At 60.3% G+C, this 25,129-nt stretch carries 19 protein-coding genes and 1 pseudogene; 9 read left to right on the top strand and 11 right to left on the bottom strand.

What is annotated here, in order from left to right:
- Positions 1-93: 93 nt before the first annotated feature.
- Positions 94-284 (top strand): annotated as a pseudogene (gene glnQ / locus LB571_RS03715) (glutamine ABC transporter ATP-binding protein GlnQ); the annotation flags it as partial.
- An 875-nt stretch (positions 285-1,159) separates the two neighbouring features.
- Here glnQ and LB571_RS03710 read toward each other — a convergent pair.
- From LB571_RS03710 to LB571_RS03695, 5 genes are all read right to left on the bottom strand, one after another.
- The gene (locus tag LB571_RS03710) at positions 1,160-1,489 is read right to left on the bottom strand and encodes a hypothetical protein (protein WP_015316690.1); all 330 of its coding nucleotides are present in this window, start codon (positions 1,487-1,489) and stop codon (positions 1,160-1,162) included.
- A 946-nt stretch (positions 1,490-2,435) separates the two neighbouring features.
- Positions 2,436-2,900 carry a DUF6074 family protein gene (locus LB571_RS03705; protein ID WP_015316692.1) on the bottom strand — a complete coding sequence of 155 codons (465 nt, stop codon included), beginning with the start codon at positions 2,898-2,900 and terminating at the stop codon, positions 2,436-2,438.
- Between the two features lie 1,372 nt (positions 2,901-4,272).
- Positions 4,273-4,611 carry a YihY/virulence factor BrkB family protein gene (locus LB571_RS28745; protein WP_263484825.1) on the bottom strand — a complete coding sequence of 113 codons (339 nt, stop codon included), beginning with the start codon at positions 4,609-4,611 and terminating at the stop codon, positions 4,273-4,275.
- Complete coding sequence (locus LB571_RS28740) at positions 4,608-5,135, bottom strand: YihY/virulence factor BrkB family protein (protein ID WP_263484823.1); 528 nt, start codon at positions 5,133-5,135, stop codon at positions 4,608-4,610. Before LB571_RS28740 ends, LB571_RS28745 begins: the two co-directional genes overlap by 4 nt.
- A 1,072-nt stretch (positions 5,136-6,207) precedes the next feature.
- The gene (locus tag LB571_RS03695; RefSeq protein WP_224585539.1) at positions 6,208-6,510 is read right to left on the bottom strand and encodes a hypothetical protein; all 303 of its coding nucleotides are present in this window, start codon (positions 6,508-6,510) and stop codon (positions 6,208-6,210) included.
- Between the two features lie 295 nt (positions 6,511-6,805).
- Here LB571_RS03695 and LB571_RS03690 point away from each other — a divergent pair, with 295 nt between their 5' ends.
- Positions 6,806-7,627 carry a Ku protein gene (locus tag LB571_RS03690; RefSeq protein WP_224527438.1) on the top strand — a complete coding sequence of 274 codons (822 nt, stop codon included), beginning with the start codon at positions 6,806-6,808 and terminating at the stop codon, positions 7,625-7,627.
- A gap of 153 nt (positions 7,628-7,780) precedes the next feature.
- On the opposite strand, the gene LB571_RS03685 is transcribed toward LB571_RS03690, so the two are convergent.
- Positions 7,781-7,990, bottom strand: coding sequence for a hypothetical protein (locus LB571_RS03685; RefSeq protein WP_224527435.1), 210 nt, complete (start codon positions 7,988-7,990; stop codon positions 7,781-7,783).
- A gap of 416 nt (positions 7,991-8,406) precedes the next feature.
- On the opposite strand from LB571_RS03685, the gene LB571_RS03680 reads away from it, so the two are divergent.
- Together LB571_RS03680 and LB571_RS03675 are read left to right on the top strand one after the other, a co-directional pair.
- Positions 8,407-8,748, top strand: a complete 342-nt coding sequence (locus LB571_RS03680; protein ID WP_224527432.1) for a hypothetical protein — start codon at positions 8,407-8,409, stop codon at positions 8,746-8,748.
- A 147-nt stretch (positions 8,749-8,895) separates the two neighbouring features.
- The gene (locus LB571_RS03675) at positions 8,896-9,213 is read left to right on the top strand and encodes a YMGG-like glycine zipper-containing protein (RefSeq protein WP_015316698.1); all 318 of its coding nucleotides are present in this window, start codon (positions 8,896-8,898) and stop codon (positions 9,211-9,213) included.
- 360 nt (positions 9,214-9,573) lie between these two features.
- Here the strand turns inward: LB571_RS03675 and ligD are convergent, their stop codons facing one another.
- A complete protein-coding gene (ligD, locus tag LB571_RS03670; protein ID WP_224585541.1) occupies positions 9,574-11,346 on the bottom strand; it encodes a DNA ligase D in 1,773 nt (590 codons plus the stop codon).
- A gap of 273 nt (positions 11,347-11,619) precedes the next feature.
- Here ligD and LB571_RS03665 point away from each other — a divergent pair, with 273 nt between their 5' ends.
- On the top strand, positions 11,620-13,830 hold the full coding sequence (locus LB571_RS03665; RefSeq protein WP_224592392.1) for a putative bifunctional diguanylate cyclase/phosphodiesterase: 2,211 nt from the start codon (positions 11,620-11,622) through the stop codon (positions 13,828-13,830).
- Positions 13,831-13,904: 74 nt separating this feature from the next.
- On the opposite strand, the gene LB571_RS03660 is transcribed toward LB571_RS03665, so the two are convergent.
- Positions 13,905-14,378, bottom strand: coding sequence for a hypothetical protein (locus tag LB571_RS03660; protein WP_224592389.1), 474 nt, complete (start codon positions 14,376-14,378; stop codon positions 13,905-13,907).
- A 1,131-nt stretch (positions 14,379-15,509) separates the two neighbouring features.
- Here LB571_RS03660 and LB571_RS03655 point away from each other — a divergent pair.
- The 3 genes from LB571_RS03655 (at position 15,510) to LB571_RS03645 (ending at position 20,841) form a co-directional block, all read left to right on the top strand.
- The gene (locus LB571_RS03655; RefSeq protein ID WP_224585546.1) at positions 15,510-18,059 is read left to right on the top strand and encodes a caspase family protein; all 2,550 of its coding nucleotides are present in this window, start codon (positions 15,510-15,512) and stop codon (positions 18,057-18,059) included.
- Positions 18,060-18,497: 438 nt separating this feature from the next.
- Positions 18,498-19,595 (top strand): OmpA family protein, encoded by a 1,098-nt coding sequence (locus LB571_RS03650; protein ID WP_224592387.1) that lies wholly within the window; start codon positions 18,498-18,500, stop codon positions 19,593-19,595.
- A gap of 85 nt (positions 19,596-19,680) precedes the next feature.
- Positions 19,681-20,841, top strand: coding sequence for a caspase domain-containing protein (locus LB571_RS03645; protein ID WP_224592384.1), 1,161 nt, complete (start codon positions 19,681-19,683; stop codon positions 20,839-20,841).
- Positions 20,842-20,902: 61 nt separating this feature from the next.
- Here LB571_RS03645 and LB571_RS03640 read toward each other — a convergent pair whose 3' ends face one another.
- On the bottom strand, positions 20,903-21,439 hold the full coding sequence (locus LB571_RS03640; RefSeq protein WP_224585550.1) for a DUF6931 family protein: 537 nt from the start codon (positions 21,437-21,439) through the stop codon (positions 20,903-20,905).
- Between the two features lie 212 nt (positions 21,440-21,651).
- Here LB571_RS03640 and LB571_RS03635 point away from each other — a divergent pair, with 212 nt between their 5' ends.
- On the top strand, positions 21,652-22,155 hold the full coding sequence (locus tag LB571_RS03635; RefSeq protein WP_224592986.1) for an OmpA family protein: 504 nt from the start codon (positions 21,652-21,654) through the stop codon (positions 22,153-22,155).
- A 31-nt stretch (positions 22,156-22,186) separates the two neighbouring features.
- On the opposite strand, the gene LB571_RS03630 is transcribed toward LB571_RS03635, so the two are convergent.
- Together LB571_RS03630 and LB571_RS03625 are read right to left on the bottom strand one after the other, a co-directional pair.
- Positions 22,187-24,628 carry a M23 family metallopeptidase gene (locus LB571_RS03630; protein WP_224585627.1) on the bottom strand — a complete coding sequence of 814 codons (2,442 nt, stop codon included), beginning with the start codon at positions 24,626-24,628 and terminating at the stop codon, positions 22,187-22,189.
- Positions 24,625-25,119, bottom strand: a complete 495-nt coding sequence (locus LB571_RS03625; protein WP_181171465.1) for a DUF1036 domain-containing protein — start codon at positions 25,117-25,119, stop codon at positions 24,625-24,627. Before LB571_RS03625 ends, LB571_RS03630 begins: the two co-directional genes overlap by 4 nt.
- Positions 25,120-25,129: the final 10 nt, after the last annotated feature.

Raw genomic sequence — 25,129 nt, 5'->3', positions numbered from 1 at the left:
CAGCCCAGCCGATGGCGATAGGTTTTCAGCAATGATGCCGGCGGTATCCTCAAGCTGGCCGCCGGATGTCTTTATTGCTCTTGAATTGCGCCGACCATGGCGGGCTTAGCCCGCGACGGCATGATGATGGTGTGCGTCACGCATGAAATGGGATTTGCTCGCGCGGTGGCCGACCGCATGACCTTCATGGATGCCGGCCAGATCGTCGAGGAAGGCAAGCCCGACAGCTTCTTCGGGAGCCCGAGCATGCCCGGACCAAGCCGTTTCTCAGCCAGATTTTGAAGCAACTGACGCGAATTTTGCTAAGCCGCAGCCGGCGAGTTAGTGTGTCCGAGACACACTCTCATTTTTATGCTTTCCCTGGACATTCGCAGGGCGGCACAGCATTCATTGCTGTCGCATGTGAGGGTGAATTGGAAATCGATGGCCTCGAGGCTCTGATAGACGTGCCCAACGCGGCAGCGGTGGAGCACGCGCGAGAGCTGTTAACACGGCTAAGGAGAGGTCAGACGCTGCAACCGACACGATCGATCAGTTTCTGCTCGATCTGATGACGTTGAACTTTGTCGTCGAGTCCTGCCACCCGCAATTCCATGCGCCGGTCCGGAAAATGGCGCGAATTTGAGTGACAATGCTCAAGTTACTATGCGGAGCTCCCGCCTGAGAGCGCCCGCTGCGCCCGGCAACAGTTTCGACTTGCCGCTATCCAGCAGGAACTTGCCGACACGATGGGGATGTCGCTCGTCCACATGACCCGGACGCTTGACCCATTAATACGGGGATGTCACCCTCGGCGATTGAACTGCCCGAAGAGCGGGCGACCGATGCCGGGCTGGGGAGCGGGGCAACGTCGGTCGCCGTCAAGGACAGAGACCATTGATTCAGCAAACTGCGTTGCGATTGGTCCTTGGAGAAAAAGAGGCGATTCGCACAGGAATAGCAACTGGACCCAAGTGCACGTTTGAACGGAGCGAGCTCGTCTCGTCTGTTACCTGCGTGGGTTGTTTCAGGGCCGCGCGTCGGACACTGTTTAACCGAATTGCCGCCTGTCGACGGACTTCTGCACGTCGAAAGATATGAGCTTGCGCGGTGATTGGCGCGGCCTAAGAAACGAGGGCCATGCTGACCGAGCATGAAATCAGTGAACCAAGGCGGGTCGTCAGTAAGGGCAGATCCGCACGCGTTCCAACACCCGGTGGTGATGGTGCCAGTGCCTCAACAGCTTGACCCGGCAACGGCGGTAGTGATGCCTGGAGTAGCGGTGCGGATACCGTACCATATAACCAGGATAGTCACTGTAGTACCGCGGGCCGTAATAACGGCCGCCATAGTCGTAGAACGGAGCCCCGTAGAACGCGCCGCCCGAAAATGGGCCGAAGCCACCGAACGGGCCAACGCCGAGGCCAGGCAATCCCCATGCATCCGCCGGGGCGACCGTGGCGGCCGCGGAGGCAACAGCGATCAATGAGGCAAGTAGCAGCTTTTTCATGGCAACCTCCTAAAGGCTGATTAACTGCTAAACGACCGCAGGAGGCCTGAGTTCCCGATCGCTAATGTTCGCTGGGTTCGCTCGAGCCCATCGGCTGGCTTGCCGCACCGAGGACGCAAATAGTTCCCCAGGCGGCGTTTGTCGGACGGTGGGCGACCGGGCGCGCAGCCTGTCGGTCGATCATCACCATCGGCGTGCGTCCATCCGTTGCCGGAGGCTGAGCGCCTGCAGGTGAAGGCTGAACCAGACATGCCGAGTCGTGAGTGGATCGGTTCCGATACGTTCGGAGCGCTGTCTTTCGCCGCGCCGAGGTGGACTTGAGCTTTCACCACGTCGACCAGACAGGCTCGAAGGCATGGTCGCCAGGCGTCCCACCAGCGCGTATCGCAGTGGGCCAACGATGAACCGCCGGATGATCAAGATGGACATCATCCGCGTGCAGGGCGAGTCCGGCAAGCGTGCCATGGTGCTCGTGGCCATGGACTGCTGCGCCGGTGGCGTCTTCGTCGCTTTTCCAGGCTGACAAACAAAGCGCTTGCAGGAGCCTTGCATGGAAAGCTCGGCAGTGCAGCCCTTGTCGGTCCTGTGAAGGTCCTGAACCGCGAAGAAATGCTGCTCGATGCAAGGCTTGGACGACCAGTAGAGACACTGCGGTTCGGCCAACGGCCTACGCCGGCGCAAGCAGCGACCTTGTGATGAGCGTTAAGCTCGCCTCATAGACGCAGCCCCCGGTGTTGTCGCGGACCATACCGCAAAATCGTTGAGGTCTGCCGGTAGCGGATGGTCTGCCACTATTGCAGGCAGAAGCCGCTATCGCTTCCTCGCGCATGTCGCACGGGCTCATGTCGACGCCCAGATCGTCGCGGGTGATCTGTCCATTCTCAATCGTGTCGAAGAAGTACAGCGTCATAGCGTTGGTGAACCCGCCGGATTGGGCTTGGTTCCATCATGGTTTTGTCCGGCACTTACCGCTCGTATCGCCGTCTGCTAAGATTGTCGCGTTTCTGGCGGCCCGGTATTCCGATTCCCAAGGCAGCACCTCGAAGTCGGGCTGGTATCTAGACGCTCTGTAAACGTCCTGCGATAGGTAACTGCACCCGGTTCCCTCTCTCACGCAGACAAATGCTGGGACGCCTGGGCACCGGTAAAGGCCAATCGTGTGCGAAACGAAACTCTTCATAGTTGTAGGCTTTTCATAGCATGCGATGCGTTGAACGGCATCAAAGAACCGAACGACCTCGGTGCGCGCCTGGTCTGTGTCATGGCCGCGTTCAATAGCGACTGACAACAGATGCTTAGCCGTTTCGTCCCAAAGAAGGGCCGCTTCATCGTTCGGAAGCCGAGCTATTGCGTCCGCGACGACTTTCACGGAGGAAAGCTCTCGGCTGACGGGAAAGGCTGACACTGACATGGGCTGAACCCTTCGAGTCTGTTACACCCGCGGGGCGTATTTCAGGTGGCGGGAACAGGCTAAAACAACAGCCTCTGCCAGAATACTTCAGCTCGACAACTATCCACCGCTTTCATCAGCCCCATGCCAATTCGACGCCTCCTCGTGCTCAAGGAACCCGCCGGGCTGGCACCGGATGCATGCAGCGGCCGCTGACCCAATCGGTCCAGCCGTCGGTAGGCGAGCCCGTGCGCGGCGAAGGCTTCGCACACGTCCACGGGCCCCTGGGCGACTACGGCGCGCGTTTGTGAGTCCTGGATCGGGGCGGTCGATCTCTTGTTTAGCGGGTTGAAGGTCCTACCCGCGCGGTTTGTAGCGCTATGGGAGCGGGTGCTTGGCCTTACCGAGGCGAGGAGGGAGAGACTTACGATTTCACGCAACCAAGTCAGTTTGCCAGCATTGATATCTGGAAACGCCGGAGGAGGCTTGTGCTACATCATAGCGTGCCCCGGGAATTTGAGATCGGTGACGAGGTCGCGTTGACAGGCACCGTCACCTCGATACTGCCTAGCGGACGCGCCCAAGTAAGCATTCCGTCCTATGAGCAACCCTATTCGGTTGACCCGCCACCCAAAACCCGCGCTGGAGATGAGGTCATTCTCGTCGGCGACATCATCCGCGTCGATCACAAAGCCGACAAGTTGACAGTGCGGATTGATTGCGGGGGTATAATCACTGTCGGACACTCTGCGATCATCAGGTTGAGAAGGCACCGTCGGCCCTTGTCACGCTGACGCCCACAAGCTGCAAAGTGCAGCACGATGAGGTGGATTTGCTCGAGCGCCATGCCGCGGTAAGGTATCGCCCAGCTTGAGGCCGACTTTCCATGGCCGGCAGTGGCCTGTGGCGGGTTCGCAGGTGGCCGCAGTCTGCAAGCGCTAACTTTGTTCGTTGGGCTCACTAGCTTGTGCGGTACCCGCGTCCGAAACGGAGCCTCGCCGCGGTTCGCCTGTTGGTGAAAGACGGCCCTGCTCACGGCCTATTTGTTTGCCGAATTTATACGCCAGACAGAGGGCACCGAATTGAACGAGTAAGCGTATCATGGAGGTCTCCTTTCTGGCCATCAAACCAACCCTGTGCGTTTAGGTTCCAGTTCTTTGCTGGAGGCTGAGTGCTGAGGCGCAGGGCAACGAGTTCGGTGGGTTGTGCGAGAGGAAGTCGACGACGGCCCGGCGCTCGCGGGGGGGTCGAAACGACGGGTGAAGTTCCAGGTCGCGCGTGGTCACGTCAATGTTCATAGCCCTGGGCTCCGTGCTCGCTCCAGGAGCGACAATCCCGCACTTTTGCCAATCGCGTTCTTGGCCACGTATCGGGCGCGCTTTGCGGCCGTCGCTCAACCCGGTGAAGCCTCACCCAAGGATCGCTGGCTTCCGTGTTCAAAAGAGTAGGCGTGAGTGAATTCGGCACCCAGAAGAAAAATCAGCGACGAGTAGTAGATCCAGAGCAGCACAATGATTAACGCGCTGGCGGCTCCGAATGAAGATCCTATGGCGCTGCTACCCAGGTACAAGCCGATCAGGCTCTTGCCGACCGTGAACAGCGCGGCTGTCACAAACGCTCCGAACCACACGTCGCGCCATTCCAGATGGCGGTCCGGAAGAACCTTGTAGATGGTGGCGAAGAGCACTGCTATCAGCAGGTAGGAAATCAAGACATTCAGCCCTTCGATCAAGATGGATCCGAACGGCAAAGCCGGTTGATCGTGCCCCCTAGCGCGGTAATGGCGGCGCTCACAGCAAGCGAAACGATCAGCAGGAAACCGAGGGCGATCACCAGTCCCAAGCTTGCCGTCCGGGCACGAATCAAGCGAGAGACAGAGCCTCCCTGGGGTTTTGCTTTCCAGATCTCATTCAAGGCCGTCTGCATCTCACCGAACACGCCCGATGCTGTCAGCAACAGCGTCACCAGGCCCACAATGGTAGCGATGGCACCAGACGATGGGTTGGATGCACTTTGCAGTGCGCTTTGTATGACGTTCGCGCTTTGACTGCCCATCAGCCCTGTCAGTTGTCCCGCGACGGCATTGCGCGCTGCGTCCTGTCCAAATACCAGGCCTGCTACGGCCACCACCAACAACAGAATGGGTCCCAGAGAGGTCACCGCGAAGAACGCCATTGCGGCGCCATGACTGAAAGCGCTGTCGCCGATGAAGCCGGCCACGCTCGATTTCGTAATTCGCCAAGCCTTGTCCAGCATCTCTTTTTCCCGCTACCGATTACGAAACCTAAGTGGTCAGAAGTTTCGCCCCGCGCGGTGACCCTCTCAGGCCCGATCACCTATGTATTTTGTTCCGCGGCAGCGCAAAGGCCTGATGGTCAACCGCCATCGCCGTCCAACAAGAAGATCGGTTGATTGTTCCTGTCGAGTTAGCGTCAGTGCGGGTTCAATGGCGCTGGAGAACCACATGCAGGGCGTCACGTCGGCGCGTCCGCCAGAGTTACACGGCGAGGCGTAGCTGCCGGGCTCCGACATTTTGCCGGTTTGGGCTCCGACAAGATCAGGATGCGAGCCACCGGTTTGGAACGCAACTCCCCGAGCGGGTTATCAGCCAACACTCCCCGGAGCCGTGAGATCTGAGAATTCACAGAATTTCGGTGGTGACCACCAAGACGATTCCGACCGCTGCTACGGCCCTGATCAAGATCATTGCGGCCTCGAAACTTCCTCCGACCCGGCGTATGCGGTCCATCATTTTGAGGCTCCGCTACCGCGGCCTATTTTTCAGTTTGCGAACAAGCACGGAAAGCTGCTCCAGCGGAATCACCAATGTTAGCGCCTCCGAAAAATCAGGCCGCACACGACTTGGCGCTCGCCCACCGCGATTCTGCCGGACCCTTAGCATAGGGGTCGCGCCGCGCCCTGAAGGCCGCTTCCGCGACACACTGGGCATGCCATCGTAGAGCCGTTGCACTGGCCCTGGTGGACGCCGTGAGGGCAGCAAGTCCCTCTGGAGGCCGGCCATTTGATGCAATCAAACACCTTGCCGGCCAAGACATTGCCGGCATCGAAACTTTCTGAACCCTGCCATTTGCAACCTGCCCGCCGATCGGAGGAGCAAGAATGCAGCAGGAGGAATTCGTTTCGGCTAATTCACGTCTCCGCCACCGGCCGTTGAGAGAGTTGGAAGCGGATCTGTGTAGGCGCTTGCCCTCCTTCGCATGCTGCAAGAGAAACACGACTGGGACAAAGCGGGTCGGTGTCACAGCCAACGAGCCGCACGCCCTGGGCTTGCCGCACCTCAAGCGCCCGGGTTCGTCGGTGTCGGTGCCTATGTCAGTTCATAGTAGAAATCGCAGATCAGGTCCGCCACCTTGACGGTTTCAAAGTCCGTCATATGGGCGGTCGTCTCGATGGCGACCGTTTCAATGTTGTCTTGGTCGGCGGCAAGAAGGTCCAAAATCCTGGCGAACTTGAACTTGAGCTCGCGGTCGCCCTCGAATTCATCGAGCGTGACATGCAAAACGTTCAGGTTTGCATCGATGAATCGTGTTTGGATGGGATCGGAAGAGGCGGCTAGCGTGCGAACTGCCGCGAAAAAATGCTCGCGCGCATTGGCGTATTTGTCGTCCATTTTGTCAAACCTTATGATCAGTCGATGCGCCCTGGACGTGGGCGGGAAGGTCGGCTTAAGCCTTGGCTCAAACTGAGTCAAATGTGGCGCACGGTGGGCACGTGACCGGCAAACGCCGGTGCCGGCCGCGCATGCTCGAACGAGGCCGGCTACTGGTCCACAGCATTTCCCGATGATGTCCCGCTGTCGCCCAACCATTCCGGATGGCGGCGACCGAGTAGTGGAGCCCTGGTGTGCCGACGGAACGGGTGGCGGCTTCGTGTGTTCTTACTGACGGCTGACAAGGAGCAATGTCATGGCGGCACCCCGCGCGGTTTGGAATGGTTTCCTGAAGATCGGGTCGGTTTCGTGCGGCGTAAAGATTGTCGGTGCAACCAGCGAGGCCTCCAAGATCCATTTCAAGATTTTGAACCGCCAAGATGGGCTGCCCGTCAAAAGCGCGTATGTCGACGAAGAGACTGGCGATATCGTGGAGGGCGAGGACCAGGTCAAGGGTTACGAGGTGGACAAGGACCATTTCATCAAGGTCGAGCCGGATGAGATCAAGAAGCTTAAGCTGACATCGAACCACACGCTTGAGGTGGATTCATTTGTCGCAATTGAGGACGTCGACACCCGATATCTGGAAAAGCCCTATTATCTGATCCCGGCGGACGGCGCTTCGCTCGAAGCCTTTTCGGTTCTTCGTGATGCGATGGCGAACAAGCGCGTGGCCGCGCGCTCTTGCGTGGTGCTCTATCAGCGCGGGCGCGAGGTGCTGATCCAGCCCTTCCAGAAGGGGATGCTGCTGACCGAGCTGCGCACTCACAACGAGATGACGTCGGAAAAGACCGTGTTCAATGGCTTGGAAAACCCCAAATACGATGAAGACCTTCTTGAGATAGCCGGGCTGTTGATCGACAAGAAAGTCACCAAGTTCGATCCGTCGAAGTTCGAAGACACATACGAGGACGCGTTGATCGCCATGATCGACGCCAAGCGCAAGGGCAAAGCGCCGCCCAAGCCCGCCCCCGCGCCAAAAGAGAACGTCATCGACCTGGCCTCGGTGCTTCGCAAGAGCCTTGCCAAGGAAGGCATCAAGGGCGGCACCAAATCAAAGGGCAGAAAGTCGGCATAGCGATGATGCGTAGTCGGGCGTACCCGGTATCTGCTCTGTTTCCGTACGAAACCCGCAGGCGACAGACGGATCCGGGTTTGCCGCCGGCGCTGTCTTGTTCGGCCACTCTCTTGGTGGAGACTGTGCGACTCAAAGCTCGTGTCAGGGCGGCGCCTATTCCATGTCTGGAACATCGCCGATGACGAAATGGTTGTGGCGACCGTCGTCGCCCAATGCACGGTCCGCGTCTCGGCTCCACGCAATCACGCCGACATGCTTCGAGGCGAGCGTTTTGGCGGTCCTGATCGCCCGCTTCTCGCTTTGCTGATCAGTCTGGCCATCACCGGTGAACAGTTCGCCATCTTGGCCGCGGTCGAATGCCACGACAATGATGAGTTTCGGCCTATTCTGACAACGCGGATCACAGTGGGACACCCGGCATAGTCCCAGCTTTCGAGCGCGAATATCTCAGCTGCTGCCGCTGCGGAGATGCGCGCTGCCGCAAACTCATTGGCGGCTTCGATGGCGCGCTGCTCCTCTTTTGAGAAAGCTCCTTCGATCTCCAGCTGAACCTCATTGTTCGGCGCCTATCGCCAGTGGACGAGTGTGAACAAAATGAGAACAAAGAGTCGGGCACGGCCTTGACGGGGAAGGAATATGTTCCTTATTCCTGGAACAGATGAGAAGCAGAGGCTTATGCCAAGACGCCAAACGCGCTCGGGCGACGGCCAGGTTATGCCCCAAAGAGGTGGCCTCCGACCGGAAAGATCCACCCGCCACGAACCAAGAGGATGTACAAAATGCACGACCTGATCGCCTTCTTCCAAACGAATGCAGCATTGGTCATCGGCAACCCGATAACGTTTGCCACTTTCTCAGTGCTGTTCGGGAGCGGAGGATTCGTCGCAGGGCGCTACTTTCTGACCGAGCGCATCGCGAACTTGGAAAGCCGGATCATAAGGCGCGATGAAGAAATCGCAGCGCTGAAAACTGGAGGTAGGAAAAAGGCTGAAGAGCCGTCGCTCATCCCAATAATCGGCACGTCGGTGATTGAGAGCGATACAACGCCGCTGCTGGGAAAATGGCCGGACCGGCGCCAATCAGGGAAACTGTCAGCACCGCCACGGGAACGTCGTGCCTAACAATCTGGCTGATTAGGGCCCGTTTTAGATCAACGTTCAACCAGCGAGAAACCATGTCTCACTTCGTGAGACAGCCCGCCGCCGTTCCGCCGCAATGCCGCAGCACTTGGCGCGGTCGGCCCTCGCGGCCTCAAGGAGGTTCCTCAGATGAGACTCAACAAAGCGGTTTTGGCTGTCCTGATGACGGCAGCTCTGGCAGGCTGCGAAACGCAGACGGAAGGCCAGCAGCGGGCAACTACGGGCGCTCTGCTCGGCGGCGCCGGCGGCGCTCTGGTCGGCCAGGCTATTGGCGGCAACACGAAGAGCACCGTGATCGGCGCGGCCGGCGGCGCGTTGCTAGGAGCAGTGGTCGGCTCCGCCACCACCCCGCAGCGTCGTGAGGATCAGCTCTGCCGGTACCAGGACCGCTACGGCCGAATTTACACCGCGCCGTGCGATGACCGGTACTACAACGGCAATTATTGAGAAGGCGCGGTAGGCTGGCTCGATGGTATGTTAATGCGCCACGCATCTGTGGCGGATGAACAGGGACACCGCTATGCCTGTACAGGAGGGGCATATGCGAGGCGGTTGACTGGGTATCTGGCGGGATTTGCTTGGCATTGTGAGCCAATCAGGTCCTGGGCCAATGCGATGTTACGATTTGCGCAAGGAGCCAGATCGAACTGAATTGAGACAACTTCCGACGTCGAACGCCGGCCCGAGACCGTTCAGCGCCCGTCCCCGCCAGGTGAGGTCCGCAGCCAGGTGTTCGGCAAGGCGGCAGCGGCGGCAAAATTGGACAGCACTGACACAGCACAGCGGCACTGGCTTCATCTCGTTCAATCAGGCTGCTTTCCTGATGGCTGCCTTGAACGGGTGATCCATGGTAAAGGCGTCTGGACGCACCCCCCGCTCAACCTGGCGCCATGTCACAGGGTGGGCGATCGGAAATGCGGGGCGTGCGCGTGGAGAGAACGCGCCCACGGCCGTGTTGCCTCTCCCGTTGCGAAGATAATCAATGAAAATACGTCCCGTTCTTGCCGCCGGCGCAGCAGACAAGAGGTAGCGCTCAGGATGTGCGTCAGCGAGGCACCGGGCAAGCGATTTGGCGAGTTGCCGCGCGTTGTCGTGGGTCATCTTGGTCTCAAGAGGGGCCATCAAATGGATGCCCTTACCGCCGGTGACCTTGGCCCAACTCTTCAGACCTGAAGCCTCCAGGATGTCGCGAAGCGCCAGCGCCGCTTCGATCACCTGCTCCCACTCGACGCCCTCGCCGGGGTCGAGGTCCAGCACGACGCGGTCCGTCTGCTCGATGTCATCAACGGTGGCGTTCCAGGGATGAAGTTCGATCGCATCCATTTCGACCAGCCCGAGCAAACCGGCGAGAGCGTCCACCCACACGCGCACACCCTCTCCACCCTCGCGCTTTCGGATGCGCAGCTGGTGCACGGCGCTTGGGATATCCGGCAAGGGACCCTTGTGATAGAAAGTGGTCCCGCTCGCGTGGCGCACCAGCTTCAGTGGTCGGTGGCCGAGATGGACCAGCGCTTGCTCGGCAACCTGTTCCCAGTAGCGCATAAGGGCTTCCTTGGACGGCGAGACCGCGTCCGGCAGGAGCTGAAGAACGTTCTCACGGGGCACTGCGTGTCCCTCGGCCCTGTTCCGCCGCTTCGATGCGGCGGGCGGCTTTGCGGGGATCGTGACGAGATCTTCACGAAGGCCCTTGAATACCGCTTCGCGCAAGATGCCGCGGTCGGTGACGCTGCTGAACTGCACCTCGGCCAGAACGTCCGGCCTGACCCATGTGGCCTTGGGCTTGTCGATCGGGTGCGACAATGGCGAGTTGTCGACAATCAGCGGGTCCAGTCGCTCCCGGACCTGTCGCGCGATGCTCAAGCTGAAGCCACTCTGGGCTTTGCCGGCATAAAGCAGCCGGTCGCCTTCGCGCCTGCCGATGTAGAGCGAGGCGATCCGGCGCGGCCGAGCGCCAAGCTTCTCGACGAAAGCCACGACAGGAAAGGTGTCGCTCTTGATGCATTTGACCTTGACCCAGCTTGTCTGGACGCCGGAGCGATAGGGTGAATCGGCGCGCTTTGACACTATGCCTTCCAAGCCCATGCGGCAGGCATGCGCGAACATGTCCTTGCCGCTCACCTCGAGATGTTCTGCATAGGTCAGCGTCGGCGCTGAATCTTTGAGCAGCTTCTCCAAGGCGGCCTTGCGTTCCAAAAGCGGTTGCTGCCGAAGATCGCTGCCGTTGAGGTGAAGCAGGTCGAACGCGTAGAAGATGAGCCTCGGCGAACCCGGATTGCCCAGCTCCCGTTCCAACGCTTGGTAGTCCGGAAGGCCGGTCTCGCCCAGAACAACAGCCTCGCCATCGATGATCGCGGACTTTGCCCGCAGGCTCGCCGCCGTCTGAACGATTCTCTTGTACCGCCGGGACCAATCGTAACCACGGCGCGTGAAGGCTCGCGCTGTTCCGCCTTCCACAATGAGTTGGGTCCGGTATCCGTCATACTTGATCTCGTGAAGCCAGTTGCCGCCGTCAGGAGCTTTCTCGACCAACGTTGGCGATTGGAACTCGATAAATGACAGCCGGTCTTCGGTCTTACCCATGCGCACGCGAACTCCTGGAATGGGGAGTCAAAACGTGAGACGGCAATGAGTTCCGATAATTTTAGCGAAATTGCATATACCCGCGATGGTAGGTTTGCGGTCCCAGATGCCCACGCAGTTCGCTGCCCTCTCGCCGGTTTTTCATACTTTCGTCGCCGCTGCTCCGCGCGATGCGGCGACCCCGAATGCCAGGCTGCCGGAGAAGGGCAGGCACCCGGCTTCTCGCGCAGGCCTTTTAACGGTCCAGAAGTCTTCATCGCCTATAGCGATCTCATGAAACTGCTGCGACATTTTGCCGAACCGACTCGTCGTCTCTTCCTGGTGAGAACGGCTTTGCCCGTCATCGCGCTGACACTGCTCATTGCTGCGATCACCACCGGGTTATTGCTTTGGTCCACGATCCAGACCGACCGCGTCGCCGCGGCGCGGCAGAAAAGCCTCGTTGCACTGATTATCTCCAAGCTGGAGAGCGCAGTGGCACATGATCAGGAGAGCGTAACGGTTTGGGACGACGCCGTTAAAGCTCTTCGCAGCGGCGATGCGAAATGGCTTGATACCAATCTCGGCAGCTGGATGCATACCTATTTCGGTCATGACCAGGTTTATATTCTCGATGCCAATGATGTCCCCATCTATGCGTTCACCGACGGGTCGACCGCTGACCCTGGCAGCTACCGCGCCATACACGCGACCACCGAGCCTCTCGTCCAGACGTTGAGAGCGAGACTGACACGAGGGAACACCCAAGGTGTTACCGAACAGGTGCTCACCATAGGTGCGTCCGACATGGCCGTTATCGCCGGCCATCCCGCAGTCGTCAGTATCAAGCCTGTGGTTTCCGACAGTGGCCACATCGCGCAGGTGCCAGGCAAGGAATTCCTGCATGTGGCCGTCCGCTATCTCGACGGCAGTTTTCTTACCTCCTTGCGGCAGGACTATCTGCTCGATGGCGCCCGATTCTCCTGGGACAGTAACCTTGCTTCCGGCGAGGCTTCGTATCCCGTTGTCGACCGATCTGGACCTATCGGCTTCTTCGTTTGGCGGCCATATCGCCCGGGAGCCTTTGTCCTCTTGCAACTCGTGCCCGTTCTCGTCGCCTTGTTTGGTCTGGTGCTGGCGGGTGTCATCATGGCCCTGATAGGCTTTCGCAAGCGGACGTTGAAGCTGATCGAGACGGAGGGCCGGATCTACCACCTCGCTCACAACGATCTCCTTACGGCGCTGCCCAATCGCGGTCAGTTCAACGAGCGTTTGGCAGATGCGCTGGCGCGCCTGCCGTCGACGGACGAGCAGCTCGCGGTTCTTTACCTCGACCTCGACCGCTTCAAGCAGGTTAATGACAGCTTTGGCCATCCGGCGGGTGACGAGCTGCTCAGGGAGTTCGCGGACCGGCTAAGACGGCTGACGACTGAAGCCGACACCGTGGCGCGTCTTGGTGGCGATGAATTCATCATCATCCGACGCTCGGTTGGCGGCGAGAATGACGTTAAGGCGCTATGCGAGCATTTGATCGAGTCTGCTCGTCGGCCGTTCGAGGTCGCCGGGGTGCAAGTCTTTGTCGGCGTAAGTGTCGGGGTAGCGGTTGCACCCAAGGACGGGATGGACACGGTCGAGGTGGTGCGGAAAGCCGACGTGGCGCTCTATCATGCCAAAGCCGGGGGCCGCAGCAGCTACGCCTTCTTTGGACACGAGATGGATCTGACGCTGGCCATGCGCAAGGGCATGGAACAGGACCTGCGCAACGCGCTGGATGCGACCGGCCAGATCCAGGTCCATTATCAGCCGCTATACGCCGCCGACACAAACAGGATGACCGGTGTCGAAGCGCTGGCCCGCTGGTCTGATCCGGAGCGGGGCTGGGTTGCACCGGACTTGTTCATACCGCTGTCCGAGGAAGCAGGGCTGATTGAAAAGCTTGGCGAACTGGTTCTCAGACAGGCGTGCCTTGACGCGGTGGATTGGCCCATCGAGACCTTGGCTGTGAATGTGTCGGCCTTGCAGCTGAACAATCCCAGTTTCGCCATGCGAGTGACCAGTATCTTGTTGGAGACGCACATGGATCCGCGGCGGCTCGAAATCGAAGTTACCGAAAGTGCTCTGTCGGAGCGCCGGAGCGAATGCCGAAACAACATCGAGGCTCTGCGCAGCATCGGGGTGCGCTTTGCACTCGACGATTTCGGCACCGGCTTCTCCTCCTTGGGAAGACTGCAGACGCTGGAAGTCGACAGGATCAAGATCGACCGAAGCTTCGTGCAGGGCTTTGGTCACTCCAACGGTGACGAGGCCATCGTTCAGGCGATTATCAACCTGGCCCGCGCGACCGGACTTAGCACCACTGCCGAAGGGGTGGAGACCGAAAGCCAATGCGATTACTTGCGCAAGCTCGGCTGTGACCAGCTCCAAGGCTTTCTGCTGTCCAGGCCACTGCCCAAGGGGGATCTTCAAGAGCTTTTCGGGGGCGTATCAGCGCGCGCCTCCGCTTAGGAAGCCCAGCGGTGGCGAGCCACAGAAGCTGCCATCCGCAGCGGCTGGATGACGGGGCCATCGACCGGGCCGGCTTAGCAGCCCTGGACCTTCAGTGATTTGACCATGCGAACGATAAGCGGATCATAGGGGACCTTCTCGTTGCGAGCATAGTTGACCGTAAACAATGCCGCTCTGTCCCCGCAGATCTCAATAGCCCGGACATACAGGATTTGACCGTCCTTCAGTCCCGAATAGCTCGCCCATTGCGGGGTCACTCGCTTGTAGGTCACCTTCCAGCCGTTGTTCTCGTTCACGGCGATGCGATGCTCGATCTCGGTGCGAAAGCTTGCCTTGCCGAGTTGCGCCCCCCAGACCGCAAGAAATGCTTTGTTTTTGCCCTCAAAGGCTGCTCCTTGATCGGAGCGCTGAGCAAGCACAAACCCCGGGGGAATGTCGAATACGAATCCGAGATGCTTGATCCCAAACCCCTCCCATTGTTCAGCGCCCAGCAGGGAAGTGGGGATCATCATGGCCAAGCTGAGCAGAATATGGGGCAGACGTTTCATGGGTGTAATCCTGTCGTGCTTGTCGCGTGCGCCCTGCGGGCGCAGACCCGCCGGCCGTGGCGGAGGGCCAGCCATCCGCGCTCTAAAGCCAGCGGACCTTTTCAAATCTGAGGTGGCGCTGTTTGTTCCATTAGGAACTGGGAATATCCCGGTACGCGCGTCCTAGTCGTTTCGATAGGGTGAGGTTTGCTGTTGCCCCGCAGCACCCGCCACGGCAGGAGGCGATCGCCGTCACATTGCCGGACGCGGCAACGGGTTCCGCGGTGATGGCAGAATAGTAGCCGACACCAGCGAGAACATAACGATACGCTCGCCTGCTCGCGGCGCGGCTTGCGAAAGTAGGAAGGCGTGAAGTGACGGTTGTCCGCTGTTGATGTGGCGGTTGGGAACGATGCCAGCCTTTTTTAGCAGGGTCGAGACACGCCTTGCATTGAAGATTAGCCCTTCTCCTAGGACTAGCAGAGGCTCCATTTTTTCAACAGCTTAAAGGGAGTTCCGACAAAGTCGACTCAATCAATCCCAGGGGCGTGGGGTTGCCGCGGCAGGCTTCCCGTTCCGGCGTCGCCCTCAGCATCTTCGCCGTACCTTCCGCTCCATGTCTACTTCTTGTCGCGCGAAATACCACGTAGGCGCCTGCCGCCTTCGGGATGTCCGCTTCACCCTAAATGATTTCGACGGCAGACAGCTTTCGCCCCCGAAGCGGTCGATAGGGGTTCTACAATTGGCCACTGCCTGGGGTTCCTGGAAGCTTGTCGAACTTTTTGGGTCGCGCCAAAGCCCGCATTGCGTGTTCTGGTAGCACAGACTGGGACATTAGACTCGGCTCTAGATTCAGCTCTGTGAAGAATTTGAGGAGACTTCGCCTTTTTGGCGCGCTCGCTCACCCGCTCCAACCAGGCGACAGCAAGCAGCCCTGCACAGTCCGATCACGCCCGCAGGCTCGGTCGCATTCGCCCCGCTTGTTGCGGTACCCACGCCACTGGGTTATTTTAGGAGTGTGGGAACAGCACCTGCCATCCATCGGTGGTGCGACCTTGCCGTTTTGGGCAGATTGTGAAGTCTTTGACAGACCAGGTTGTTGCAAGCTGTGTGTCTTGTGCCCTCCAGGCCATGAGCAGTTAAGGATGCGCCATGCTGCGATGTTTTGCGTTCATTGCGGCCCTGATGCTCGCGAGCTTCACGGCATTCCAAGCTTGTGCCGATCGTAGGGTCGCCCTTGTCATCGGCAATTCCGAATACCGCGAGATTCCGGCCCTCAAGAATCCGGACAAGGACGCCGAGGACGTGTCGAACACCTTTCGGCTGGCCGGATTCGATGTGTTCGTCGCCAAGGATCTCACCAAGATCGAATTCGAAAAGCAGTTCCGCAACTACCTCGCGGCAGCTGACGGTGCCGATCTGGCGATCGTGTATTATTCCGGCCACGGCTTTCAGATCGGCGGAGAAAATTTCCTAATCCCGGTCGATGCATCGCTCAAGAACGCGGCCGACATTGAGGTGCAGGCCGTCAAGCTCGATGATGTGCTGCAGCAGTTGCGGACGAAATCGAAGATCCAGGTGATCATCCTCGACGCTTGCCGCAACAATCCGTTTCCGCGCAAGGACTATTGGTTGCGAGACCAGCTGATCGTTGCTGGCAACACCGGCCTTGCGCAGGTGAAAAGCTCGCTGAACACGCTTATAGCCTTCGCCACCGAGCCCGGAGCCGTCGCTTATGACGGAAATGGCGACCTCAGCCCCTTCTCCTCCGCCTTCTCCCGTCGCGCGCTGGCGCCGAACCAGGAGATACGCTCGGTCATGGCGGCCGTTCGCAGGGATGTGGTCCAGGCTACGGCCGGTAAGCAGGTGCCTTGGGAAAACTCATCGCTGATCGACGAAGTCGTCCTCATGCGTCGCGTCAACCGGCCTGCACTGCCGCCGGTCTTGGAAAAGGTCGTGCCGTCCGGCGTCGGGCCTGTCGCGCTCGACTTGCCGGAGCCGGTCGATGTCGATGGCGGTGCGGTCACCGTCAGCATTGACAGGCAGCCGGCGCTAGGGCGTCTGATTTTGGACGGCAAGCCGGTTGCGGCGGGGGAGCCGATTGCCGGCAAGGATCTCCCGCGATTGCGAATGGACGTGCCCAAAGGTGTGGGTGCCCAGGAAGAAGTCGACATGCTGGCCTATTCAACGCGCGACAATTGGGGTGGCGAATCCCAGGGCATCCTGGTGTTCCGGGTCAAGAATGGTGAGGGTGCCGAGGGCAAGCAACTTATAGCCTCGCTGGAGTCCGAGCAGAAGCAGCAAGCGGTGGAACGCGGCATTCACATTGCTGGCGCCGCCGAAGCGATCGAGAATCGTGAAGTCCATGTTCCAGTTGGCGTCGGCCCGGTTCCGTTGCAACTGGATTTCCCAACCGCGGATCCGGCGGTCAGCCTAAAACTTGCGGGCTATCCGGCAACGGGAACGCTGTCGCTGCCGGATCGGACCTTGTCGCCAGATTCGAGCCTGATGGCCGATGAAGTCGACCACTTGCGCTATGAACCCCAGATTGGCGCCGTCCAGCCACTGATCGTCGGCTTTGAAATCAGGGCCGACAACATGTCCTCGAAGCCGGCGACGATGAAGCTCTCGCCAAGCGTCGACCCATGCGACAGGGAGGCCGGTGAGCCACTTGACCTGCAGGGCGTCGTCCCCGGTTTGTTGCCGAATGAGATCAGCAGCAACGCCGTTGACGTCTGCCGGGCGGCGGTGAAAGCCTATCCCGATGTGGCTCGCTTCCACTACCAGCTCGGCCGGGCGTTGCTTGCGGTTGGTAAGGCCGATGAGGCCAAGAAGGCGATCCAGGAGGCTGCCGACAAGGGGCATGTGCGCGCAGTGTTCGAGCTGGGCTACCTCAACGCGACGGGAACGGGAATGCCCGTCAATCGCAAGCAGGCCAATACCTTCTATGCTGCAGCGTCCGACAAGGGCGATCCCTATGGGATGACCTCGTGGGGTCGCGCCTTGTTCAACGGATATGGCATCGAACGTGACACCGGCAAAGGGCTGGATCTGCTGCTCAAGGCGGCGGCGATGGGGCACACTTATGCCATGAACGACCTCGCCGCCATCTTCACCGAAGGCCGTAATGGTGTGCCTGCCGATGCAGCTCGCGCCGTGGCTTTCCTCAAGGCTGGCGTCGAGCGGCAGGACATGTACTCGATGAACCTGCTCGGCCGCAATTATCTCGCTGGCACGGGGGTCGAGAAAGACCCCAAGACAGCGCTCTCGCTTTTTCAGAAATCGATGGATCTCGGCCAGCCCTACGCTCCCGGCAGCCTTGCGCGCATGTACAGGGACGGTGTCGGCGTGCAGCAGGATCTTGAAGAAGCGCAAAGATTGTTCGAGCTGGCGACGGCGCGCGGCGATCAGTCGGCTGCGTATGATCGCGCAGCTCTGGAGATGCAAAGGGGCGAAAAAGCGGACCAGGCCGTGGCGGTGCGCTATCTTGCCTTCGCGGCCGCGCTCGATCTTCGCAACGAGACTCCCGATGCCAGGAATACCCTGGCGAAGTTTGGCGCCAAGGCGAAGTCGGCGGCCTTGAAGCAGATGCGTGGGGACCTGAAGGCGAAGATTTCGGCCAACGGTTCGTTGGACGATCAACTGATCAAGACCGCCAGGGCGGTCTGGGAGCAAGCCAACCCGCGCCGGGACTTGTTCTGACAACATGGAGGCAACAGGTGGGCTGGTCACTAAAACAGGTAATCGTCGCAATCGTCCTATTCCTTACGGTGGCAGGGTGCACAACCATCGCGCCTCCCGTTGAGCCTACGACGACGACACATCGTACGAAGTCGGTCGGTACGACGACCGCGCCAAAGGTGGTGAAGCACAAAAATGTGAGCGCCAAGAAACTGCTCACACCGGTCAAGAAGGAAACCGCGCCCGTCATTGCGCCCTTGGGCGGCGGTGGCGCCGGCGGTAGCGGCGGTGGCAGTAGTGGCGGTGGCGGCTGGGGGGGATAGCGCCACCACAGCGCACCACAAGTGCAGGGCAATCGTAGGTTTCGCAAGCGCTGGAACTGCTCGCCAAGCAGGGACAAGTGCTCTATGATTGCGCCGATGCCGTTAGTTGGATCGGGTTGCCTGGCGGGGGCGTTCCATGTTCGAAGTCGTTGCATTCTGGCGAGCGCGAGCAAAAGCGCAGCGTCCTGGCTTTGTCGTCATAGCGATATTGGGACTGCTATTCCTCGGACCGCAATCGGCGAGTGCCGCGCCGAACTGGACGCTCGATCCGGACGCTTCGGTGCTTACCTATCAGTCGGTCAAGAAGAACACGATCGTCGAAACCAACAAGATCAGGAATATTACCGGCACGCTGACTTCCGCCGGTGATGCCAAGGTCAGCTTCGATCTCAATTCCGTCGACACCGGCGTCGACCTCCGCAATGTGCGCATGCGCTTCCTGTTCTTCGAAACGTTCAAGTACCCAACGGCCGAGCTGACGGCAAAGGTGGACCCGGCGGCCTTTGCCGACTTGCCAGCCAAGCGCCGCATCAAGGCAAGCTTGCCCTTCCGGCTCAGCCTGCATGGCGTCGACAAGGATCTGGAGGCGAGCGTCGTCGTCACCATGATCAGTGATACTCAGGTCTCGGTTGCTTCCGAGGCTCCCGTTGCGGTGCACGTGGAGGACTTCGGCCTGCTGCCGAACGTCGACAAGCTGCAGCAGGCCGCCAATGTGACGAACATAGTGCCCACTGCGTCGGTGTCCTTCGACTTCGTCTTTGTTGCCGAGGGCAGCAAGCCGGGTGCTGTGCAGACAGTCGCAGCCAACGCCGCCGAAGTCGGCCCCGTGGCCACCGACGCTGCGAAAGCCAATTTCAGCGACGAGGAGTGCCTCAACCGGTTTGCTGTTTTGTCGCGCACCGGAGCCATCTACTTCCGTGCAGCCAGCGCCCGACTTGATGCCAAGAGCCGTCCGTTGCTCGCCGAGGTCGAGGGGGTGGTCGGCAAATGCCCGACCCTGAATGTTGAGGTCACCGGCTACACGGACTCGGACGGTTCGCCAGAGGCGAACAAGACGCTATCGGAACAGCGCGCCAGGGCGGTTGCCGATGCGCTGGTCGCCGATGGCCTGCAGCGCCGCCAGATCAGTGCCACCGGCTATGGCGAGGAGCGGCCGGTTGCCGCCAACGATACGGCAAAGAACAAGGCGCTCAATCGGCGCATCGAATTCTCCGCCACGAAGCTCGCGAACTGAGGTCAGGGTGGGCTCCCGTCCATTGGCGTTTTGCGCAGGCTTGTTTCGCGGCACTGGCCTTGTCACGATGGTCTTGCTTTTCACCTTGACCGCCGCCACTGCCGAGCGTCGTGTCGCGCTGGTGCTGGGCAACTCGCAATATCAGCACGCCGCGCCGCTCGCCAATCCCGCGCGCGACGCGCAGGCCATGGTCGAGCGCCTGCAGAACCTTGGTTTCGAGGTCGTCTCCGGTTTCGACCTTACCAAGCAGCAGACGCAAGCGACCGTCGCCCAGTTCGCCAAGCAGGTGCGCGGCGCCGATATCGCGCTTTTCTTCTATGCCGGACATGGCTTGCAGGTCTCGGGCAAGAACTACCTGCTTCCGGTGGATGCCGCACTCGAGGACGAAACCTCGCTCGACTTTGAGGCCGTGTCGGTCGATTTCATTTTGCGGCAGATGTCTCGCGAGACCAGCATCGGGCTGGTATTTCTGGACGCTTGCCGGGACAATCCTTTGGTCGATGTGCTGGCCAAGACCGCGGGCATCAAAGGTGCAAGCAGCGGGCTTGCGGAAATTGGGATTGAGAACGGCGGTGCGGGAACGCTCATTGCGTTCGCTGCCAGTCCCAACCAGCTCGCCTATGATGGGTCCGGCGACCACTCGTCCTTCACGACGGCGTTGCTTCAGCACATTGGCGAATCCAATGTCTCCATTACCGAAGCGATGAACAGGGTAACCAGGGACGTCTTCAGGGCGACAGGCGGTAAGCAGCGCCCCTGGACCAATGTCTCCCTGACCACCGAGGTTGTCCTGCACAAGGTCGATCTCAACGCGCCGCTGATCGTGGGTGAAGCGAGCACCCCGCCTGATGAAGCCAGCTCCGGGACGCGCAACACCGGCGGCTCGTCAGCCCAGACTGACGACCAGCTTGCGCTCGATGTTCTTCGAGCGAAGATCCCGAAGCTTGCCACTGACGGGCCAATCTTTTTCGATCGCCCGGTCACGTTCGGGGATCCGGTGATCGACGGCAAGAGCATCGCCCAATTGATCAAGGGCGAACCGCTTTTCAGTCCGGTAGAAGGTCTCGACAAGTCGGTGTGGGAAGGCAAGCACTGCGACAGCTGCCATGAGTGGAACGAGGCCCGGCTTTGCGAGCAGGCGAAGAATTTCGCTGCCAACGACGTCTCGGTCCTTCGCCTTCAGCATCCGATGGGTACCCGATTCAAGGTCGCGCTGGCCAGATGGGCGCAAGGCGGCTGCCAGTAGTAGTGCTGGGCTGGTGCCAGCGACGAGGGAGGGCAAGCAGGGGAGGCGAACGGCGAACCCGTTACGCCTCAAGCTGAGCCATCTCGATGCCCATTTCGACAAAGGCGGAAAGCAAGGTAAATCGGTCCGCCAGCGCCACGCGGGCCAGTCCCGCCAGGATTGCGGCATTGACGGCATGGGCGGCGGGGAATCCGCTGGACTCCATTTTGAGGGTCGGGTGACGCCATACCGCTGCCAGTGCGATCCAGGCGGCCGGCGTTGCCGGCGGCAGCTGCAAGGAATTGCTCAAGGCTGCTTGATGTTGAAGATTGTCAGGCTCGCCGACGCGGGCATGGACAAGCGCCAGCAATTCGAGGTCCTGGCCAGCGAGCAGCTCGGCGACATTGCTCAAGCATTCATGTCCCCACCAGACGGCGGCTCGCTCGGGTAGCAGGTAGGCACAGAACGTGACTGCTTCTTCCGGCACGCGCCCGGCAAGCAGGCTACGGCAAAAATCTAGGGGCGGCTGACCCGTGGCCCGCGATTTCATGTCCCTGGCGATGGCGGGACAAGCAATGAACAGATCCCGTGCCGTTCTGTACCCGAGTTCATTAGCCATGGCTGCCACATCCCCACGAGCCAGCAGACAAGCACTCAAGCCTGTGAGCGAGCGCCGGTCAAGCGTCAGACCTCAACAGGTGGTCGCCACGAGCAGCATGCGTTTGGTCACAGACAATCGCTTCCTGATTTGCTATGGTAGGCGCCAGCAAATCCACTCACACTGGAGTGACGGTCATGCGATGGGTCAGTTCAACCTTGGCATTGGCGGCCATGCTTCTTGCAACGCACGTCTGTGCCGATCCGCTTCAAAAGTCGGAAGACATCGTGAAGTTCTTCGCCAATCAGCCCGGCAATCTCGGTGCCTCGCGCGGCATCTGCGTCGGTACGGAGGAAGAGTGCAAGAGCAAGGCGGAGAAGACCGGCTCAGCCCCACAAAAAGCTGGTCTCGACATGATGATCAATTTCGCCCTTGATTCGGCTCAACTCGACCAGATCGCGCGCACCGAACTCGATGAGTTCGCAAAGGCCCTCAAGGACAATCGGCTGAGCACCTTTAGCTTTGTCGTCGAGGGGCATACCGATGCGACCGGCTCGGATCGGTACAACCAGGACCTTTCGCAGAGAAGGGCGCAATCGGTGGCGGCATTCTTGACAACCAACGGGGTAGAACCGGCCAGACTGGAAGCAATCGGCGTTGGCAAATCGCATCCGCGGGTCGCCAACCCTTACGATCCGGTCAACCGCCGGGTGGAGATGCGTGTCAGGACCGAGTAGGCTCGCCGACCATCCTTGACAAAGATATGCATTAGCCTGGCTCAAGCACACCTTGGACAGAATTGAGCAGCGCTGTTATTGCCTGCTTGTATTTTTCGAACTCCGGTGACGTCTGCCGAACTTCGGTGGTCGTCGCCGGCTGGCCAGCATCCGTCACCACGCGCGGCACTTTTTGACCCATCTTCCGCTCGGCCCAGTCGATGACATAGCCAGCGGTCTTGCCGATGAGGAAGGGATTGGCCTCGATCACCGCTGAACCCAAAACGGCGCTCAATTGCGACGTGCCGGACGCGGCCAGCACCTGGTGCGCTCCTTCCATGCCAAGGAAGTGGCACAGGTAAAGGCGACCCGCGGTTATCTGGTGGCCGCGGGCACGCAGATAGGCTTCGCCTTCGCGCGCCAGATTGCGCACCATTTCACGCGACAACGTCACGTCATAGCGAAGCGCGAGCAGGTCGGCGGTCGAGAGCGAACGGGCTAGATCGGGACGATAGGTGTTCATCATCCGGATCCAGGTCTTGGTGATGAACTGGCCAGCCCCGGTTGCCGACGAGTTGGGATTCTTGGCGCGGGCGCTGCCGCCGCTTTCAACATGTACGATCCGGTCGGCTAGCGTTTCGACCGCGGCATCGCCAGAGCCTGCGGATCGGCCAGAGCTGGGGGATTCAGCGCTGGCAACCGTGGTGACCGTCCCGAGCGGATCGATCGCCTCGCCGTTTTGATAAAGTTCGAAATGCAGATGCGGTCCGGTCGAGAGCCCGGTCGTGCCAATATAGCCGATGACGTCGCCTGCCTTCACTTTGGTGCCGACGCCGCTGGCAATGGCGAATTTCTGCATATGGGCGTAGCGCGTCTCGCGCCCGTTTGAATGGGTGATCTTGACCAGATTGCCATAGCTGCCGCCGTCGCCTTGGAAGCTGATCTCGCCGTCGTAGGCGGCCATGATGGGCGTGCCCACGGGGGCTGCCCAGTCGACGCCTTTGTGGATTCGAACCGTTCCGAGGATTGGATGCCTACGCGGGCCGAAGGTCGACGTCATCACCCCGCTCACTGGCGTGATCATGCCGTTGGTGACCGTCTGCGAACGAACCTGATCATCGCCGGTGACGCAGGCATACTGCCCGTCGGCTTGCTGGTACACGAAGCAGTCGAGGTTTTTGTCCTTACCGAGGACGCCGACGTAAAGCACCCGCCCGGAAATCTCGCCTTGGCCGCGCGGGGTCTGCGAGTAGATCAGCACCAGGCGTTGGTCCTCGCCGGCGAAGTCGTCCAGATCCTGCCCTCTCGACAGATACATGATCGCTTCGCCGATCACGCTGGTCGGCACCTTGTTGCGCGCCGCCGTCGAGTAGATTGCGTCGAGCAGACGGTACTGCCGCTTCGGCCCACCCTGATCCGAGCCACCGGAATAGTTGAAGAGGTCCTCGCGCACCCAGGGATCGACGCCTGCAACAAAGGCGCCCCCGGCGTTGCGGGTCAGTGTGCCGACGTAAAGGTTCCTTGCGTAGACAGAGATCTGCATCAGCGACATGGTCGTCGTCTCACGGTTCGGCCGGAGACCGCGCAGGGCGACCACAAAACCAGGCTCCAGCCGATCGCGGTTGAACACCGCTTTCAGCGCTTCGCCCGCAAGCCTGGCATCGTCCGCGGAGAAATGCGCGTCGAGCGCGACGCTGTCCAGACTGCGCTCGTTGAGGACTTTCACGAAAGTGTCCTCTGTTGCCTCGTAGCGCTGATAATCGCTGATGACGGTTGCGACCGTGGTGTTGTTCTCAATGGCGGTCTTCTCAAAGGCGGGCAGCGCTTTCTCGCCCTGGTCAATGGTCTCGCCCCAGCCGGCCTCGGGGTCGTCCGCGTCAGCTTTGAGCGCCGAACCCGGGGACATCTCCCCCCCTTCAGGCGCCGCCTGCAGGTCGTTCGCCAGATCATCGCGTTGATCCTCGGGCGCGACGGCAGGTTCGGGCGGGGTCGGCTCGTGGCCCTCGGGTGCCGCGGCGGAGGGCTTCGGAGCAGCCTGCCGCTGCGCCTGGAAGAAGGCAAAATCCTCCTGCGTGGAGGGGATCGTCGTCATGAACTTCTCGCTGGCGCTCAACATCACGTCGGACAGGATCTCGATCTGCGGCGAAGCCCCGGAACCGTCGAGTTCGGCCGGGCGCGCAATCGTGCGGCCCTTCGTGGCGGTCTCGTCATCGGGTGCCAGCGTGATCCACATCGGGTCACCGGCAAGATCGATGATGGCCGGCACATAGACCGAGGCGTCGGGGGGTATGTCATCCAAACCTTCGACGGGATGCAGCTCTTCATTCTCGTCGCCGAACGACCAGTCATCCCGGGTGAGATAAAACCCGGTGGCAATCGCAATGACGGTGAGCGCGGCAAGGCCAGCAAGAAAGCGGTGCCAAAGTTTGCGTCTGCGCTCGCTCTGGCGCGCCAACTTCTTTTGTTTGAAGCTCGTGTCGATACCGTGCGTCACGGGCCGTTTCCGGTCAAGAAATAGGTCCAGCGCACCTGCTCGAGCGTATCGACTTCGACGAAACGGGCCGCGATGTGACCGCGCTGCCAGCACTCGTCGATGCCACGGATAGAGAAGCGGTGGCGATCAACACACATTTCGGTCGATCCGCTGAGAATCGCATGGCCGAACACGTCGGTCGCGTAGAGGTATACGTACCGGTTGGTCAGTTCCTCGCGGATGACGTTCACGCATTGGTTGGCGCCAATGGTCCACCAGCCGTCGGTCTGGTCGGCATCGTCGATCTTTTGTCCGACGGCGAGATTGACGACGTCGAGGGTCTGGTTGCAGACGGTGAATTCCGCATGCGCGCTGTCGGTCGAGACGGCAAGGAGCAGTGCTGCGCCCAACAGCGCGGAAAACGCGACGCGGTTGGCCAGCAAGCGTCCAGACCAGCTACGCTTTATGCGTGCGGAAGGCGGGCAAAATAAATGCAGGGCGCGAAGGTCCATCGGCGTTCAT

This window comes from Mesorhizobium sp. BR1-1-4, assembly GCF_020165375.1.
In the GTDB taxonomy this organism is placed as follows: domain Bacteria; phylum Pseudomonadota; class Alphaproteobacteria; order Rhizobiales; family Rhizobiaceae; genus Mesorhizobium; species Mesorhizobium australicum.
The sequence above is the reverse complement of the archived record's forward strand: the minus strand, read 5'-3'. Positions and strand labels throughout refer to the sequence as shown.

Excerpts from the sequence above, each read along its gene's own strand:
- LB571_RS03660 (WP_224592389.1), bottom strand. The coding sequence starts at position 14,378 with ATGAAACGTCTGCCCCATATTCTGCTCAGCTTGGCCATGATGATCCCC.
- LB571_RS03625 (WP_181171465.1), bottom strand. The coding sequence starts at position 25,119 with ATGGACCTTCGCGCCCTGCATTTATTTTGCCCGCCTTCCGCACGCATA.
- LB571_RS03655 (WP_224585546.1), top strand. The coding sequence starts at position 15,510 with ATGCTGCGATGTTTTGCGTTCATTGCGGCCCTGATGCTCGCGAGCTTC.
- LB571_RS03640 (WP_224585550.1), bottom strand. The coding sequence starts at position 21,439 with ATGGCTAATGAACTCGGGTACAGAACGGCACGGGATCTGTTCATTGCT.
- LB571_RS03690 (WP_224527438.1), top strand. The coding sequence starts at position 6,806 with ATGGCGGCACCCCGCGCGGTTTGGAATGGTTTCCTGAAGATCGGGTCG.
- ligD (WP_224585541.1), bottom strand. The coding sequence starts at position 11,346 with ATGGGTAAGACCGAAGACCGGCTGTCATTTATCGAGTTCCAATCGCCA.
- LB571_RS28740 (WP_263484823.1), bottom strand. The coding sequence starts at position 5,135 with ATGCTGGACAAGGCTTGGCGAATTACGAAATCGAGCGTGGCCGGCTTC.
- LB571_RS03695 (WP_224585539.1), bottom strand. The coding sequence starts at position 6,510 with ATGGACGACAAATACGCCAATGCGCGCGAGCATTTTTTCGCGGCAGTT.
- LB571_RS03675 (WP_015316698.1), top strand. The coding sequence starts at position 8,896 with ATGAGACTCAACAAAGCGGTTTTGGCTGTCCTGATGACGGCAGCTCTG.
- LB571_RS03710 (WP_015316690.1), bottom strand. The coding sequence starts at position 1,489 with ATGAAAAAGCTGCTACTTGCCTCATTGATCGCTGTTGCCTCCGCGGCC.
- LB571_RS03665 (WP_224592392.1), top strand. The coding sequence starts at position 11,620 with ATGAAACTGCTGCGACATTTTGCCGAACCGACTCGTCGTCTCTTCCTG.
- LB571_RS03650 (WP_224592387.1), top strand. The coding sequence starts at position 18,498 with ATGTTCGAAGTCGTTGCATTCTGGCGAGCGCGAGCAAAAGCGCAGCGT.
- LB571_RS03705 (WP_015316692.1), bottom strand. The coding sequence starts at position 2,900 with ATGTCAGTGTCAGCCTTTCCCGTCAGCCGAGAGCTTTCCTCCGTGAAA.
- LB571_RS03680 (WP_224527432.1), top strand. The coding sequence starts at position 8,407 with ATGCACGACCTGATCGCCTTCTTCCAAACGAATGCAGCATTGGTCATC.
- LB571_RS03635 (WP_224592986.1), top strand. The coding sequence starts at position 21,652 with ATGCTTCTTGCAACGCACGTCTGTGCCGATCCGCTTCAAAAGTCGGAA.